At 71.9% G+C, this 13,657-nt stretch carries 15 protein-coding genes; 6 read left to right on the forward strand and 9 right to left on the reverse strand.

The window, feature by feature from the left end; translation table 11 throughout:
* Nucleotides 1–8: 8 nt before the first annotated feature.
* Nucleotides 9–941, reverse strand: coding sequence for a sigma-70 family RNA polymerase sigma factor (locus AC07DF_RS08910; RefSeq protein ID WP_478968390.1), 933 nt, complete (start codon nt 939–941; stop codon nt 9–11).
* A gap of 185 nt (nt 942–1,126) precedes the next feature.
* On the opposite strand from AC07DF_RS08910, the gene AC07DF_RS08915 reads away from it, so the two are divergent.
* From AC07DF_RS08915 to AC07DF_RS08925, 3 genes are all read left to right on the forward strand, one after another.
* Complete coding sequence (locus AC07DF_RS08915; protein ID WP_234845748.1) at nt 1,127–1,372, forward strand: hypothetical protein; 246 nt, start codon at nt 1,127–1,129, stop codon at nt 1,370–1,372.
* 3 nt (nt 1,373–1,375) lie between these two features.
* The gene (locus AC07DF_RS08920) at nt 1,376–1,753 is read left to right on the forward strand and encodes a toxin Doc (protein ID WP_193481257.1); all 378 of its coding nucleotides are present in this window, start codon (nt 1,376–1,378) and stop codon (nt 1,751–1,753) included.
* Between the two features lie 315 nt (nt 1,754–2,068).
* A complete protein-coding gene (locus tag AC07DF_RS08925) occupies nt 2,069–3,697 on the forward strand; it encodes an RICIN domain-containing protein (RefSeq protein ID WP_478968394.1) in 1,629 nt (542 codons plus the stop codon).
* A gap of 40 nt (nt 3,698–3,737) precedes the next feature.
* Here the strand turns inward: AC07DF_RS08925 and AC07DF_RS08930 are convergent, their stop codons facing one another.
* Both AC07DF_RS08930 and AC07DF_RS08935 read right to left on the reverse strand, forming a co-directional pair.
* On the reverse strand, nt 3,738–4,907 hold the full coding sequence (locus tag AC07DF_RS08930) for a lactate 2-monooxygenase (protein WP_478968396.1): 1,170 nt from the start codon (nt 4,905–4,907) through the stop codon (nt 3,738–3,740).
* A gap of 293 nt (nt 4,908–5,200) precedes the next feature.
* On the reverse strand, nt 5,201–5,758 hold the full coding sequence (locus AC07DF_RS08935; RefSeq protein ID WP_478968399.1) for a hypothetical protein: 558 nt from the start codon (nt 5,756–5,758) through the stop codon (nt 5,201–5,203).
* Between the two features lie 325 nt (nt 5,759–6,083).
* Here AC07DF_RS08935 and AC07DF_RS08940 point away from each other — a divergent pair, with 325 nt between their 5' ends.
* Nucleotides 6,084–6,518 carry a protease inhibitor gene (locus AC07DF_RS08940; RefSeq protein WP_478968401.1) on the forward strand — a complete coding sequence of 145 codons (435 nt, stop codon included), beginning with the start codon at nt 6,084–6,086 and terminating at the stop codon, nt 6,516–6,518.
* 127 nt (nt 6,519–6,645) lie between these two features.
* Here the strand turns inward: AC07DF_RS08940 and AC07DF_RS08945 are convergent, their stop codons facing one another.
* Genes AC07DF_RS08945 through AC07DF_RS08965 form a run of 5 tightly spaced genes read right to left on the reverse strand, consistent with a single transcriptional unit; the run spans nt 6,646 to nt 9,821 of the window.
* The gene (locus AC07DF_RS08945) at nt 6,646–6,852 is read right to left on the reverse strand and encodes a CDGSH iron-sulfur domain-containing protein (RefSeq protein ID WP_184587059.1); all 207 of its coding nucleotides are present in this window, start codon (nt 6,850–6,852) and stop codon (nt 6,646–6,648) included.
* Complete coding sequence (locus AC07DF_RS08950; protein ID WP_478968403.1) at nt 6,833–7,486, reverse strand: HemK2/MTQ2 family protein methyltransferase; 654 nt, start codon at nt 7,484–7,486, stop codon at nt 6,833–6,835. The genes AC07DF_RS08945 and AC07DF_RS08950 overlap by 20 nt, the downstream gene beginning before the upstream one ends.
* Nucleotides 7,487–7,507: 21 nt before the next feature.
* Entirely contained in the window at nt 7,508–8,521 is a 1,014-nt protein-coding gene (locus AC07DF_RS08955) for an iron-containing redox enzyme family protein (protein ID WP_478968406.1), read from the reverse strand.
* Nucleotides 8,522–8,575: 54 nt separating this feature from the next.
* Nucleotides 8,576–8,764 carry a hypothetical protein gene (locus tag AC07DF_RS08960; RefSeq protein WP_478968408.1) on the reverse strand — a complete coding sequence of 63 codons (189 nt, stop codon included), beginning with the start codon at nt 8,762–8,764 and terminating at the stop codon, nt 8,576–8,578.
* A gap of 46 nt (nt 8,765–8,810) precedes the next feature.
* A complete protein-coding gene (locus AC07DF_RS08965) occupies nt 8,811–9,821 on the reverse strand; it encodes a Ppx/GppA family phosphatase (RefSeq protein WP_478968411.1) in 1,011 nt (336 codons plus the stop codon).
* Nucleotides 9,822–9,954: 133 nt separating this feature from the next.
* Between AC07DF_RS08965 and AC07DF_RS08970 the strand changes: the two genes are divergently transcribed.
* Both AC07DF_RS08970 and AC07DF_RS08975 read left to right on the forward strand, forming a co-directional pair.
* Nucleotides 9,955–10,296: an ArsR/SmtB family transcription factor gene (locus AC07DF_RS08970; RefSeq protein WP_391112516.1), complete on the forward strand. Its 342-nt coding sequence runs from the start codon at nt 9,955–9,957 to the stop codon at nt 10,294–10,296.
* Nucleotides 10,297–10,302: 6 nt separating this feature from the next.
* On the forward strand, nt 10,303–10,830 hold the full coding sequence (locus AC07DF_RS08975; protein WP_478968414.1) for an SRPBCC family protein: 528 nt from the start codon (nt 10,303–10,305) through the stop codon (nt 10,828–10,830).
* A 4-nt stretch (nt 10,831–10,834) separates the two neighbouring features.
* On the opposite strand, the gene AC07DF_RS08980 is transcribed toward AC07DF_RS08975, so the two are convergent.
* A complete protein-coding gene (locus AC07DF_RS08980) occupies nt 10,835–13,657 on the reverse strand; it encodes an NHLP bacteriocin export ABC transporter permease/ATPase subunit (RefSeq protein ID WP_478968416.1) in 2,823 nt (940 codons plus the stop codon).

Here is a 13,657-nt window from a genome sequence, read left to right on the forward strand (position 1 = left end):
CCGGCCGCTCACACCTCCCCCCTGGGCACGTGGGCGAGCTTGTCCGGATTGGCCACGACATAGATGCCGCGCACCCGGTCGCCCTCCGGGGTGAGGTCCAGCACCAGGACGGCGAACGGCGCGTCCCCGTCGAACAGCACGGCGGAGTCGTCGCCGTTGACGCGGCGGTAGCGCAGGACGGGGTCGCGCGGACCGCCGCGCCCGGACGTGAGCAGGCGGGCCACCTTGTCCCGGCCGTGCACCGGGCGCAGGCTCGCCGGCTTGCGCTTGCCGCCGGCGTCCGTCCACGCCGTGACGTCCGGCGCGAGGACCTCCATCAGCGCGGCGATGTCCCCGCCGAGCGCCGCCCGCACGAACCGCTCGGTCGCCTCCCGCCGCACCCGCGGATGCGCCTCGTACCGCGGCCGCCGCGCGTGCACATGCTCCCTGGCCCGGTGCGCCAACTGCCGTACGGCGGCGGGGGAGCGGTCGATGACCTCCGCGATCTCGGCGTGCGGGTAGCCGAACACCTCGCCCAGGACGAACACGGCCCGCTCCAGCGGGGTCAGCGACTCCAGGACGACCAGCATCGCCAGCGACACCGATTCGGAGCGCAGGGCGGGCCCGTCGGCGGTGTCGGCCTCGCCGTCGGCGACCAGAGGCTCGGGCAGCCACTGGCCGACGTAGGTCTCCCGCCTGCGGCTGATCGTGGCGCGGCGGCGCAGCGCGTGGTTGACCGCCGCCCGTACGAGATAGGCGCGGGGGTTGTCGACGCCGGTCAGGGGATCGCCACCGCGGCGGGCGGTCCAGGACAGCCAGGTCTCCTGCAGGACGTCCTCGGTGTCGGCGACGCTGCCGAGCATGTTGTAGACGACGCCGAACAGCAGCTCGCGATGGTCGACGAACACCCCGGTCGCCTCGTCGGCCGGGGCGTCGGTGCCGGGTGCGGTGATCTCGGTCATGCGTGGTCCTCCCAGAGACGCGTCACCACTGGGACCCCGGTGGGGCCCCGGAATGTGACATCGCCGGGGCGCCGTGTGACGCGGGTCTCGTCGGCAGACCGGCGGGCACCGCTTCCCGGTACCGTCTGATTCCTCTCTGACCTGGGGATATTTACGAGTCAGTACCCGAGCGGTACCTTGAAGGCATGCCAGCTCTCAACGTGGAGTTCAGCGACCGCGAGCTTGAGGACCTGCGGCAGATCGCCAAGGAACGCGGTACGTCGATGAAGGCGCTCGTGCGGGAGGCGGCCGCGGCCGACATAGCCCGCCACCGGGCGCTGCAGGAGGGCGCGGAGGCCTTCCGCAGGTTCTTCGCGACCCACGCCGACGAGTTCGCCGCGGCCTTCCCGGACGACGAGCCGTCCGCCAAGGGCGAAGGGCGGGCCGCCTGACCGATGGCACCCGTCATTCATATCGACGTGCCCTGGCTGCTGCAGCGCCATGAGGAGGTCCTGCCGGACCAGCCCACCGTCAACGACTTCTCCGCGCTCGTCGCCGCCGTCGCCCGGCACCGGGTCGATCCGCCGCGCCTCGGGGTGAACTCCGACCCGGCCTGGCGGGCCGCCGCGCTGCTGCACACCCTCGCCGTGCTCCGGCCGCTGCCCACGGCCAACGCCCGCTTCGCCTGTGCGACGGCCGTGGCGTACATGTTCGTCAGCGGCGTCGGCATCGACCCGCCCTACGGGGCCCTCGTCGACCTCGCCCGCGATCTGATGTCCAACACGACCGATGTCTACGGCGCGGCGGACCGGCTGCGGTCCTGGCAGATCTGACCCGATTCACACAGGGCGCACGGAAATGTCGAAAACGAGTGCGAGCGATGTGCGCGCGTTCCCCGTTTCTGACTTTCTGTCAATGGGCTGGATGTTGCACGGGCGCCTTGTTGGTCGTGTGGGGGTTGTGGAAGAGTGAAACACACGTGCGGGGGGAATGGCCGGGTGTCGCACGTGATTTGTGGACCGGGTCCGATTCACCGCCGGTGAATTCGCACCTCCCGCGCCGCGCCAGAAAAGGCTCGCACCAACCGGGCTCCTTTTTCGGCGGCAGGACTTCTGTGTGTCACCTGCGCGTGGGAAGGAACCATCTCAGTGCCCACCCCCCACCCCCCTCGTCCCCCGTATCCCCCGCCCGGCGGGGATCCCGGGGAATCCGATGAAGCACTCGCCGCCCCGCTGAGAGGCAGCCCGGAGGGCGAGGTCGCCGCCCATTCCGTCGCGCTGCTGATGGCGCGGCACTGGCAGCCGGTGCACGACTACGCGGTCATCTGTCTGGCCTCGTCGGCGCAGGTCGCCGCCATGGTTACCGGGACCGCCTTCCACCGGACCCTCAACCGCGTGGCCTTCGGCGACTCGGCCGTCGCGCTGCGCCCGGTCCTTCTGGTGACCGTGCGCGACACGATCCGGGAGTGGTCCGGCGACGATCGAATATCCGCCGTACTGCCGGCGCTGCAGAAACCGGCCGGAGGGCGCGGACTGCGCGCGGCGACGTCCATGACGCCCGAAAACCGGGCACTCGCGGAGCGGGCATTCCAGGCACTTCCCGCCGCCGCGCGCTGTTTGCTCTGGCACGTCGAGGTCGAGGCAGATCCTTTAAGCGTCCCCGCCGGCCTGCTGAGCATGGACACCGACATCGCGTCGGCCGCCCTCGAACAGGCGCGTGACAAATTCCGCGAGGGTTGTGTACATGCCCATCGTGAACTCGCGCCGACCCATGACTGCCGGTTCTACAACCGCCTCCTCGACGTCCCGATCCGTCGGGGCGGCGCACTGCTGCCGGACGTCCAGCAGCATCTGGCGGACTGCCGCTACTGCCGGAACGCCGCCGAGCAACTGAGCCATTTCGAGGGCAATCTCGGCCCGTTGATCGCCGAAGCGGTGCTCGGCTGGGGCGCCCGCCGCTACCTCGACTCGCGTCCGGGCCGCGCCTCGCACGGTACGCGCGGCGGTCGCGGCGGCCGGCGCGGCGGCGGGCGGTCCGGGAGCCCACGCCACCGTCTGCTGTCCAGGATCCCCATGCCCGCCCGCCGGGTCCCGGGGGCCCGGATCCCGGACGCGTTGCGGTCCTCCCGGGCGCTGCTCTCGGGCGTCGGCGCGGTGTCGGCCGGGGTGCTGGCGACGGTGCTCATCATCAGCGCGTCGTCGTACGACGGCGGCCAGGCCGACCCGGCCGGTTCCAACAGTGCCGCCGGCGGCAACGGCGGCGGGTCCGTGACACCGCCGGACACGGCCGGACTGCCCACGGCACCGGGCGTGACACGGCTGCGCAACGCGGGCGCCGATCTGTGCCTCGACATCCGGGACCTGCCGAAGGAGGGCTCGGGGGCGAAGCTGGCCTCGTGCTCGACGGCGTGGACCCAGCAGTGGACGTACGAGAACGACGGGCTGCTGCGCAGCGTCGCCGATCCCGGGCTGTGCCTGGACTCGCACAAGGACGCCGGCGTCGTCGTGCTCGGCACCTGCGCAGAGGAGGACGCGGAGCGGGGCGAGGACGTGCGCTACGACCTCACCGTGCGAGGGGAGTTGCTGCCCCGCTGGGACGAGCAGCTCGCCCTCACCTCCACCAACGACGACCCGGGCGCCGACATCGTCGTCAAGGTCCGCGACCGGTCCGACGAGCAGCGCTGGCAGCCGGAGCCCGTGCCCACGGCGGCGGGGTCCCTGTCGATCGCGGAGGAGGACGTCCCGACCGCACGGCAGGTGACAGCGCCGAACCGCTGAACGGCCGAGCGGTGAACTCGGCCTCGCCCCCGCCCACGCCTCAGCCCGGCTCCTCCGTCAGGTCGGCCGGGCCGACCGTCGCAGGCGTGGCGTGGCCCGACAGGGCCAGGGTGAGGTCGAGTTCGGCCAGGAGGCAGCGGATGACGTGTTCGACGCCGGACTGTCCGTCGAGGCCGAGACCGTAGACGTACGGGCGTCCGACGAGCACCGCCCGCGCGCCCAGGGCAAGGGCCTTGAAGATGTCGTCGCCGGTGCGCACACCGCTGTCGAAGAGGACGGTGAGCCGGTCGCCGACGGCGTCCACGACACGGGGCAGCGCGTCGGCGGCGGCCACGGAACCCGCCACCTGGCGGCCGCCGTGGTTGGAGACGACGACGCCGTCCATGCCCGCCTGAGCGGCCAGCCGCGCGTCGTCCGGGTGCAGGACGCCCTTGAGGACGATCGGGCCGTCCCAGTTCTCCCGCAGGAACGCCAGGTCCGGCCAGGACTTGGCCGGGTCGGAGAACATTCCGACGAAACGCATCACGGCCGCGTTCGGGTCCTCGTGCACCGGCTTGGCCAGACCCGCCTGGAAGGCCGGGTCCGAGAAGTAGTTGGCTGTGCCGACGCCGTGGAGGAAGGGCAGATACGCCTGGTCGAGATCCCGGGGCCGCCACGACAGCAGCGGTGTGTCCAGGGTGACCACGAGCACGCTGAACCCGGCCGCCTTCGCCCGGCTCAGGAAGCTGCGGGCCACCTCCGGATCCTTGGGCCAGTACAGCTGGAACCACCGCTCGGCGTCGCCCATCGCCTCGGCGACCTGCTCCATGGGCGTGCTCGAGGCGGACGACAGGATGTACGGCAAGCCCTGCGCGGCGGCGGCCCGGGCGGCGGCGGGTTCGGCGTCCGGGTGCATGATCGACAGTACGCCGACCGGGGCCAGCGCCAGCGGGGCGGGCAGGGCGCGGCCCAGCACCTCGACCGACAGATCCCGTGAGTGCACGTCCCGCAGCATGCGCGGCACGATCCGGCGACGCTCCAGGGCCGCTCGGTTGGCGCGGGCGGTGCTGCCGCTTCCGGCGCTGCCCGCCACATAGCCGACCGGGCCGGGCCCGAGCCGCTGTTCGGTCAGTTCCTCAAGCCGGGTCAGATCGGTGGGCAGCCGCGGTACGGCCCCCGTCATCCCGTTGAGATAGATCTCGTACTGGAAGTCCGCCCAGTGCTTCGCCATGCCGGCCGTCCCGCCTCTCGTCGCTGAGAACGCGCAGTACGCCGACCATACCGACCGGTAGGCAGGAGGGGAGCGATCAGGGCCGGGCCGCCGACTCGTGCGGGACGCGCGCCAGTTCGTGCGGCCGGGACAAGACTTGAGCGGACGGCCGCCCGCCGGCGCCGGGGTGTGCGGCGGCGCGCGGATGCCGTCCTCATGGGGTCTGCCGACCGTAAACGATCAAGCGTCGGCGACGCCAGAGGACGGATCATCCATTCTCGGCGTTGCTGGGGGACGATTCCTCCACTCTTCGGTCACTCCTCGCCGTCAGCGGACGGCGCGCGGTCCGTGTCGGCGTCCGGCCCCTGGGCCCGCACCCGCTGCACGTGTTCCAGAGAATCGCGCAACTCCGCGAGCCAGTCGTCCGTATGACGCTGGACCAGACGCACGCACCAGGCCAGCGCGTCGCTGCGGCTGCGTGCGACACCGCCGGCGATCAGGGTGTCGAGGACCTGGCGCTCCGGCTGGCGCAGCCGCGTCATCACGGGCGCGGCCACGTGCGTGAAGAGCGCGCGCCGCCCGGCGCACTCCACGCCCCAGGAGACCTTCCGGCCGAACCGGTGCTCGGCCTCCCGGGCCACGGCCATCCGGTCCTCGCGGGTGCGCTCCCGGAACTCCTGCACCCGGCTTTCCAGGGCCGCTTCCCGTTCGGCGTCCGGAGCGTCCTGAGCCAGCCGTGGTTCGGGGATGCGGCCGATCACGGTGATCTCCTCGCGGTCGACCGTGAGCTCGGTCAGTTCCTCGAAGAGGTCGTCGGGGAGGCGGCCGGCGAACCAGCCGCGCAGCTTCTCTTTCTGCTCTTTCGTAATCATGTAATGACGATTACTCGACCCGAGCATGAACACAAGGGGTAGCGAAGCGGTCGGCTGAGAGCGGAATCGGAATGTTTCAGGCCTATTAACGAGCAGCCGGAAATCGGCCATCTGGCCGCATCGTGCCCCCGAAAGCCGTGCGGTTACGGGCTTCACTCGGGCAGATTCCGTAACTTCACGCCACTGATTCAACACGCAATGTTACTGAAACCGGTGGGGTCGATGTGTGTTTCCGCGGCGGACTCGGCAGACTCGCGCTCGCCGCTCCGGGCACCGACCGAGCACGGACCGGCACACCCTGTAATCGAGCGGAAGGATGCACACAATGCGGAGCACCGCGCGCTGGGCCATGACCCTCGGCCTGACGGCCAGCGCCGTCTGCGGACCCCTCACCGGGTCCGCGCTCGCCAGTCCGGGTCAGGCCCCCACCGCGCTCTACGCCCCCTCGGCCCTCGTTCTGACGGTGGGCCACGGTGAGAGCGCGATCGCCGTGACCCCGGAACGCGCGGTCACCCTGACCTGTGCCCCGAGGCCCGGCGGCACGCACCCGGCCGCCGGCTCGGCCTGTACGGAACTCCTGGGCGTCGGCGGGAACATCGACGCCCTGACCGCCAGGGACGGAGTGATGTGCACCAAGCAGTACGACCCCGTGGTCGTCACCGTCGACGGCGTCTGGCAGGGCAAGCGCGTCTCGTATGAGCGCACCTTCTCCAATGACTGCGTGAAGAACGCCCACGGTTCGGGCCTCTTCGCGTTCTGAGACCGGGATCGCACCGTTCCCGTGAAGTAGGCGGCCCGTTGCTGGGGAGCCGGGTTGCCGACGCGGGGAACCGCGATCCCGTACAGGGGGCCGGCGGGCGGAGTGGGGCCGCCCGTCGGCCCCCGGGTCATGCCCGGTCGCGGTGGCTCGTGTCGCACCACGGGTAGCGGCGGCTGCGGCGGCAGGTGCACAGGGCCACGCGGAAGCGGTCGGAGCGGACGACCGATCCGTCCTCCAGCTCCACCTCCACCGGGCCCTCCACCAGGAGCGGGCCCTTGCGCTGGACGGTGACGCGCCGCGGCGGCGCGGAACGGTCAGACGGGGAGTTCGGCACGGACGACCACCAGCTCTTCCTCGTTCTCGGTGGCGGGCAGCAGTCCCCGCTGCCGCAGCCAGCGTTCCCGGCCGCGCAGCACCGGCCCGAACGCGATCCGGTGCCGACGGATCACCGCGGCCTTCAGGCCGGACGCGCGCAACTGCCCGACGGTCAGGTCCGGGTCGCTCAGCGCCGACTGCACGAGCAGGAGCACCCCGCCCGGACGCAGCAGGGCGGGCGCCTCCCGGCAGATCCGGTCGACGACCAGCCGCCCGTCCCCGCCGGCGTCCCAGGCGCGGGCCGAGCCGCGCGGCTCCCCGCCGCCCTCCGGCGCCGGCACGTACGGCGGATTGGCCAGGATCAGATCGAACGACTCCCCGCGCACGGGATCGAAGAGGTTGCCGTGCCGGATGCGGAGGGGGAGTCCCGCCAGCCGGGCGTTCAGCCGCGCGGCCCACACGGCGCCCCGGGACACGTCCACGGCGGTCACACGAAGACCGCGGCGCGCGGCCGCCAACGCCAGGGCGCCGGTCCCGGTGCCCACGTCGAGGACCTCCGCGCCCGTGGGCAGCGGCTCGTCGGACAGGACACCGGCCAGCAGCTCGGTGTCCTCCTGTGGGGCGTAGACGCCCGGGGGTACCAGTAGATTCACGCTGCTCGGGTACCCCGGCGGTCAGGATATATGGGTTATCTCCTGGGTAAGCGGTGCATACAGTGACGAACGTGACGCGCGCCAGTCGGTGAGCAGCCGGGTGCCGAAGCGGTCCTCGACGAACTCGGTGGCGTCGATCCCGAAGGCGACATCGGGGGCGAGATGCGGCTCCCGTTCCAGCAGACCGCCGATGACGTCGTGGCGCACCACCTGCTCGTGGACCGCGTCGGCCTCGACGTGCTCGTCGTAGAAGTGCTCGGCCGCCGGCCCGGCGCCCGTGCGGCGCATCGCCTCGGCGAGTCGCCTAGACCCCGGTGACGAGGTGATCTCGACGGCCGCGAAGTGGCCGACCAGGGCGCCCCGGAGGGCCCGGTGCAGACCGAAGAGGGACATGAGGTTCACCGTCACCAGGGCCTCGGCCGTCGCCGCGTCGAGGTAGCGGCCGTAGGTGGTGTCCAGGCCCAGATCCGTCATCAGGTCGGCGAACAGCCGCGCGTGGACGCGGTCGGCGCGGCCGCCGCCCCACTCGTCGAACTCCACCGCCGCCATCCCCGCCTTCGCCCGGCCCGACAGCCGCGGCAGCACCCAGGCGTGCGGGTCGGCCTCCTTGAGGTGGTACAGCGAGCGCTGGGCCGCGTACTCGCGCACCTGCCACAGCTCGCCCTCGTCACGCAGGAAGTGCGTGACGCCCGTGCCGTGGACGGGCTCCACCAGCAAACCCCGCAGCGCCTCGTCGACGCTGTCGTGGACCTTGGCGTCGGTGCGCAGCGCGGACAGGAAGCGGTGCTCCAGGCCCGCTCGAACGCGCAGCAGATCAGGATCCCACTCCAGCTCCGGGGCCACGCCCGCGAAACCGCGGTAGTGCAGCTCGTAGCACAGGTACAGGGCGAGCTGGAGATCGTCGCCGTACACCTCGGCCCGGGCGGCTTCCTCGAGGCGGGGCAGTTGGCCCGCACCCCGCAGATACGCCTCGACACCCCTGCTCAGCGCGCCGCGCGGGGTGGGCAGGGGCGGTTCGTCGCGGTCGTGTTCCATGCGCGCCGGGTACCCGGGCGAGGGCCGGTCACCCGCCCGCGTCACCCGCCCGCGTCACTCTCCCTCGGACTCCTCCTGCGCGCGCTCGTTCGGCGTGACGGCGTCCCCGGCCTCACCCCGGTGGCGTCGCTCCCCGGGGGAGTCCTCGGTGCGGTTCTCGGCGTCCTCGATCTCGCGCAGGACCTCGTCGAGGGCCGTCTCGGGCTGCTCGCCGGAGGGGTCCTGATTCTTGTCGTGGGACATGGGGGGTCTCCCTTCCGTGTTCGTTACGTCGGTTCCGTCCGCGTGATCAGTTGCCCGCGGCGGCCGCGATGCGCAGCGGCACCGGGTCAGGAGGGGCGGCCTCCTCGTTGCGGCGGGTCACCTCCGCCCACCAGGACGGGCCGTCCTCGATGTGGCGCAGCAGCACGCCCTCGCGGATCGCCCAGGGGCAGACCGTGACGGACCTGATGCCGGCCAGCTTCATCGCGGTGTGCGCGACCACCGCGCCGGCCAGGCTCTGTGCGGCCCGCGGCGCGGAGATGCCGGGCAGGCGCGCGCGTTCGGCGGCGGGCAGGGCGGTCAGTGTCGTGATCGCCTCCCGCAGCCCCACGCGGTGCAGTTCCCGGTCCACGAACGGGCCGTGGCGTCCGGGTGCGGCGCCGCACAGCCGGCCCAGCTGCTGGAACGTGCGGGAGGTGGCGACCGCGGTGCGCGGGCCCTCCCAGCGGATCCGCGCCGCGACGTCCCGCAGCTGATGGCGGACCCGGCGGCGCATCGCGCGCACCCGCTCCGGCGACGGCGGGTCCTCGTCCTCGAAGAACTCATGGGTAAGCCGCCCCGCGCCCAGCGGCAACGACGCCACGAAGTCGGGCAACCGGCCGCGCCCGAAGGCGACTTCCAGTGAGCCGCCGCCGATGTCGAGCAGGGCGAGCGGCCCCGACCGCCAGCCCATCCAGCGCCGTGCCCCGAGAAACGTCAGCTCGGCCTCGACCTCACCCGGCAGGGTGCACAGGTCCACGCCGGTACGGGCCCGGACGGTGTGCAGCACCTCGTGCCGGTTCGGCGCGTTGCGCACCACGGCGGTCGCGAAGGCGAGCGGGCCCGCAGCGCCCCACCGGGTGGCCGTCCGGCTCGCCTCGGCGACCGCGTCGACGAGTTGCCCGATGGCCTGCTCAGGGATGGGTCCCCCCGGTGTGACCTGTTCGGACAGCCTGAGTCGCCACTTCGCGGTGTGCACCGGCAGCGGTACGCCGTCCTCCGCGTCCGAGACGACGAGTCTGACCGTGTTCGATCCCACATCCATCACGCTGATTCGCATTGGACGTGAGTACCCGAAATCGCGCTGGAGCAACGGAAGCCCGGCGGCGTACGGCGAAGTCACGCCATCGGCCACAAGCACTCGTAGGGCATATTCCTTGACAGGCATATAACGGCAGGGGCATATTGAAGGCATGTCCGACGCAGCCCTCTGGACCGCCCTCGCCGATCCCCACCGGCGGGCCATCGTCGCCCTGCTCCTGGAGCGGCCCCGGGCCGTCGGTGAGATCGTCGAGGCGTGCGGACTGAGCCAGCCGAGCACGTCGAAGCACCTGAAAGTGCTGCGCGAGGCAGGCCTGGTCCGGGTACGGCAGGACGCGCAGCGCCGCGTCTACGCCCTGGACCCCGGCCCGATCGCCGCACTCGACGCCTGGCTCGCCCCCTACCGCAAGCTCTGGAACGAGAGCCTCGACGCGCTGGGCCGCCGCCTCGACGAGACGCCGGACACCACGAAACCACCCGCACCGAAGGACTGATCCCTCATGGCAGCCGAACTCACCGGCACCTATCTGACCCTGGACGACGGCCGCCCCGCGGTCCGCTTCAGCCGCACCTACGACCATCCCGTCGACCGCGTCTGGCAGTTCGTGACCGACCCCGACGAACTGGAGCGCTGGTTCCCCTCCCGCGCCGAGATCGAACTGCGCCCCGGCGGCGCGGTCAGGTTCAGCGGCGACCCGCACATGGCGGACTCCACGGGCCGGGTCATCGCCGTCGACCCGCCCCGGCACCTGTCGTTCGAGTGGGGCGGGGACGAACTGCGCTTCGACCTGGAGGAGACCGAGGACGAGCGCACCCGCCTCACGCTCACCAACGTCCTCCAGGCCGAGGACTCCGCCGCCCGCAACGGCGCCGGCTGGGAGGTGTGCCTGACCGCGCTGGACGCCAGGGCGCGCGGCGAGCAGGTCGCCGGTCCGCACGCCGGGGCCGACGCGCCCTGGCAGGAGCTCTACGCCGCCTATCGAGCGGCCGGTGTCCCCTCCGGCGCCCCGGTCCCCGGACCGGAGTGATTCCTCACGCCATCTGACGTCGCACCAGCTCGTGCAGCCGGCCGCTGGTGTCGGCGAGCAGCTCGGCGGGCGGGCCCTGCTGGATGACCTTGCCGTCCTCCATCACCACGACCCGGTCGGCGTCCATCACGGTGGACAGCCGGTGCGCGATGACGACCCGGCTCGCGTTGAGCGCCTTGGTGCTCTCGATGACCGTGCGCTGGGTCTCGTTGTCGAGGGCGCTGGTCGCCTCGTCGAAGAAGAGGATGCGCGGCCGGCGGATCAGCGCCTGCGCGATCATCAGCCGCTGGCGCTGGCCGCCGGATACGGCGCCGCTGCCCGAGACGATGGTGTGCAGACCCATCGGCATCCGCTTGATGTCCTCGGCGAGGCCCGCCATCTCGGCCGCCGCCATCGCCTCCTCCGGCGTGTACGGCTCGGTGCCGCAGATGACGTCCAGGATCGAACCGGTGAACGGCTGCGCGTGCTGGAGCACCACACCGCACTGCCGGCGCACCGCCGACTGGTCGAGGGCCCCCAGGTCCTGACCGTCGTACAGCACGCTGCCCGACAGCGGCCGGTCGAAGCCGATCAGCAGACGCAGCAGCGTCGACTTGCCGCAGCCGCTCGGGCCCACGACCGCGACGAACTCGCCCGGCTTCACCTCGAACGACACCTCGTCCAGGATCAGCGGACCGTCGTCCGAGTACCGGAAGGACACCCGCCGTGCCTCGATCGCGCCGGACAGCGGACCCGGCCGCGTGCTCGCCGTCCGCACCTCAGGCGTCGCGTCCAGCACCGGCCTGATCTCCTCGAACAACGGCAGCGCGGCCACCGCGGAGACGAACGACCCGGTCAGCTGCGTGACCGCGGTCAGCACCATCGTCACCGAGGTGTTGAAGGTGAGGAACGCGGCCGCCGACATCGATCCCCGGGCCGGACCGGCCAGCAGCATGAACATCAGCAGCGTGCACAGCGGCAGATACACCGCGCCCAGCACCGCCGAGAGGTTCTTGATGCGGCCGACCTTCTGCTGGAGCTCACGGCTGCGCGCGAACTCCGACGCCCACGCGGCGTACGCGTAGTTCTCGGCGGCGGCCACCCGCAGCTTGGGCAGACCGCGCAGGGTCTGGAAGGCCTGGTTGTTCAGCTTGTTGGAGAGCACGACCAGCCGCCGCTGCCAGCGCACCTGCCACAGCCCCAGCCCCAGGAACACGGCCGCGATGACGACGAGCATGCCGATCGCGGCCATCGCCATCGGCACGCTGAACCACAGCAGCAGCCCCAGGTTCATCGCCCCGATGGTCACCGACTGGGCGACCGTCGGGCCGACTCCCGCCAGCAGCCGGCGGATCGAGCTGATGCCCATGGCCGCGCTGGCCAGTTCGCCGGTGGAGCGCTCGGTGAAGAACCGCGTCGGCAGTCTGAGCAGCCGGTCCCACACGGCCGGCTGGAGCGTGGCCTCGATCCGGCCCTCGATCCGCAGGATGGTGAGGTTCTGCAACAGCATGAAGGCCGCCGCCACCACGCTGCTGAGCATCACCGCCAGGCACACCTGCACGATCAGGTTCGTCTGTGCCTTCGGCACGAACTCGCCGAGCACCTTGCCGGTCGCGATGGGCACCAGCGCGCCGATCGCCACCGTGACCAGGCCGCTGAGCAGCAGACCGGTCAGGTCGCCGCGCATGCCCTGCATACAGAACCGCAGCAGCCCGAGCGGGCTGAGACCGCGCTCCGGCAGCGGGCGGTAGAACATCACCGCACGCGGCTCGAACTCGTCGGCGTTGGCCTTCTCGATCGGCGTCTCACGGCCGGTGGACGGATGGACGGCGACATATCCGCCGCGCCGCCACAGCAGCGCCACCGGCGCACCGGACAGGGCCCGGTGCCCGACCAGCGGCCCCACGTTGTCCCGCCACCAGCGGCCGTCCAGGCGCACGGCCCGGGTACGGACGCGGGAGGCCAGGGCGACCTGCTCGACCGGGTCGAGACGGTCGCCCCCGGTGCCCTTCTGGGTGGGCTCGGTGAGGCTGATCCCGGCCGCCTGGCCGACCAGCTTGCAGGCCGCGTACGAGGCGTCGGCATCGGCCGCGGTGGTCCGCTTCGACGACCGCTTGCCGATGGAGGCGAGCAGCGTCTGATCGGCCTGGGCACGGACCGCCTCACCGGCCTTGATGCCCTCGGCCGTCCGCGTCTCGTGGGTGCTCTCCAGTTCCTCGATCCAGCGGTCCAGCGTGGTCAGCAGCCGGTACTGCTGGTCGACCATGCTCTGCCACAGCGCCGGGTCCATCAGCAGGTCGGCCGCGGCCTCAGCGCCGTACAGCGAGCCGTACTGCACGCTGCCCGGCGGCACCTGCATCCAGAACACGTCGTCGTCCGTGGGCGCCGCGGCCCGCTCGGTCGCCATCGGCGCCTGGAAGAGGATGGACAGACTGCGGCCGACGCCCAGGGCGAGCGCGTACTCCAGCGGACTCGTCGTCGGAGGCACGTACTGCGGATTGCCGTACTCGTCGTACGACCACGTCGCGGTGTTGGCCGGCTGGTACAGCTCGCGCAAACCGATGCGGTGCACCACGCAGTCCCGCAGCGGGCGGGCGACCAGGGTGTGCTGGGGGCCCGGCACCGGGCCGAGCACCAGCGAGCCCGCCTCCAGACGGCCGAGGTGGTGCCAGTGGCCCTGCTGGCCGGCGTCCACCGCGAACAGGTCGACGGCACCCGCCGCGACCAGCCACAGCACCTGCGGGCCCTCCAGGTCGAGACGGTTGAACCCGGCGCAGTCGATGCGCGAGCCCATCTGCCCGAACGCGTTGAGGACGAGGTCGCCCTCATGTCCCTGAACGGTCGTCAC

The organism is Streptomyces sp. NPDC044719 (assembly GCF_056433405.1).

Bases quoted from the DNA above. Each gene is read 5' to 3' on its own strand.
- AC07DF_RS08910 (WP_478968390.1), bottom strand. From the start codon at position 941: ATGACCGAGATCACCGCACCCGGCACCGACGCCCCGGCCGACGAGGCG.
- AC07DF_RS08915 (WP_234845748.1), top strand. From the start codon at position 1,127: ATGCCAGCTCTCAACGTGGAGTTCAGCGACCGCGAGCTTGAGGACCTG.
- AC07DF_RS08920 (WP_193481257.1), top strand. From the start codon at position 1,376: ATGGCACCCGTCATTCATATCGACGTGCCCTGGCTGCTGCAGCGCCAT.
- AC07DF_RS08930 (WP_478968396.1), bottom strand. From the start codon at position 4,907: ATGGCGAAGCACTGGGCGGACTTCCAGTACGAGATCTATCTCAACGGG.
- AC07DF_RS08935 (WP_478968399.1), bottom strand. From the start codon at position 5,758: ATGATTACGAAAGAGCAGAAAGAGAAGCTGCGCGGCTGGTTCGCCGGC.
- AC07DF_RS08940 (WP_478968401.1), top strand. From the start codon at position 6,084: ATGCGGAGCACCGCGCGCTGGGCCATGACCCTCGGCCTGACGGCCAGC.
- AC07DF_RS08955 (WP_478968406.1), bottom strand. From the start codon at position 8,521: ATGGAACACGACCGCGACGAACCGCCCCTGCCCACCCCGCGCGGCGCG.
- AC07DF_RS08960 (WP_478968408.1), bottom strand. From the start codon at position 8,764: ATGTCCCACGACAAGAATCAGGACCCCTCCGGCGAGCAGCCCGAGACG.
- AC07DF_RS08965 (WP_478968411.1), bottom strand. From the start codon at position 9,821: ATGCGAATCAGCGTGATGGATGTGGGATCGAACACGGTCAGACTCGTC.
- AC07DF_RS08970 (WP_391112516.1), top strand. From the start codon at position 9,955: ATGTCCGACGCAGCCCTCTGGACCGCCCTCGCCGATCCCCACCGGCGG.
- AC07DF_RS08975 (WP_478968414.1), top strand. From the start codon at position 10,303: ATGGCAGCCGAACTCACCGGCACCTATCTGACCCTGGACGACGGCCGC.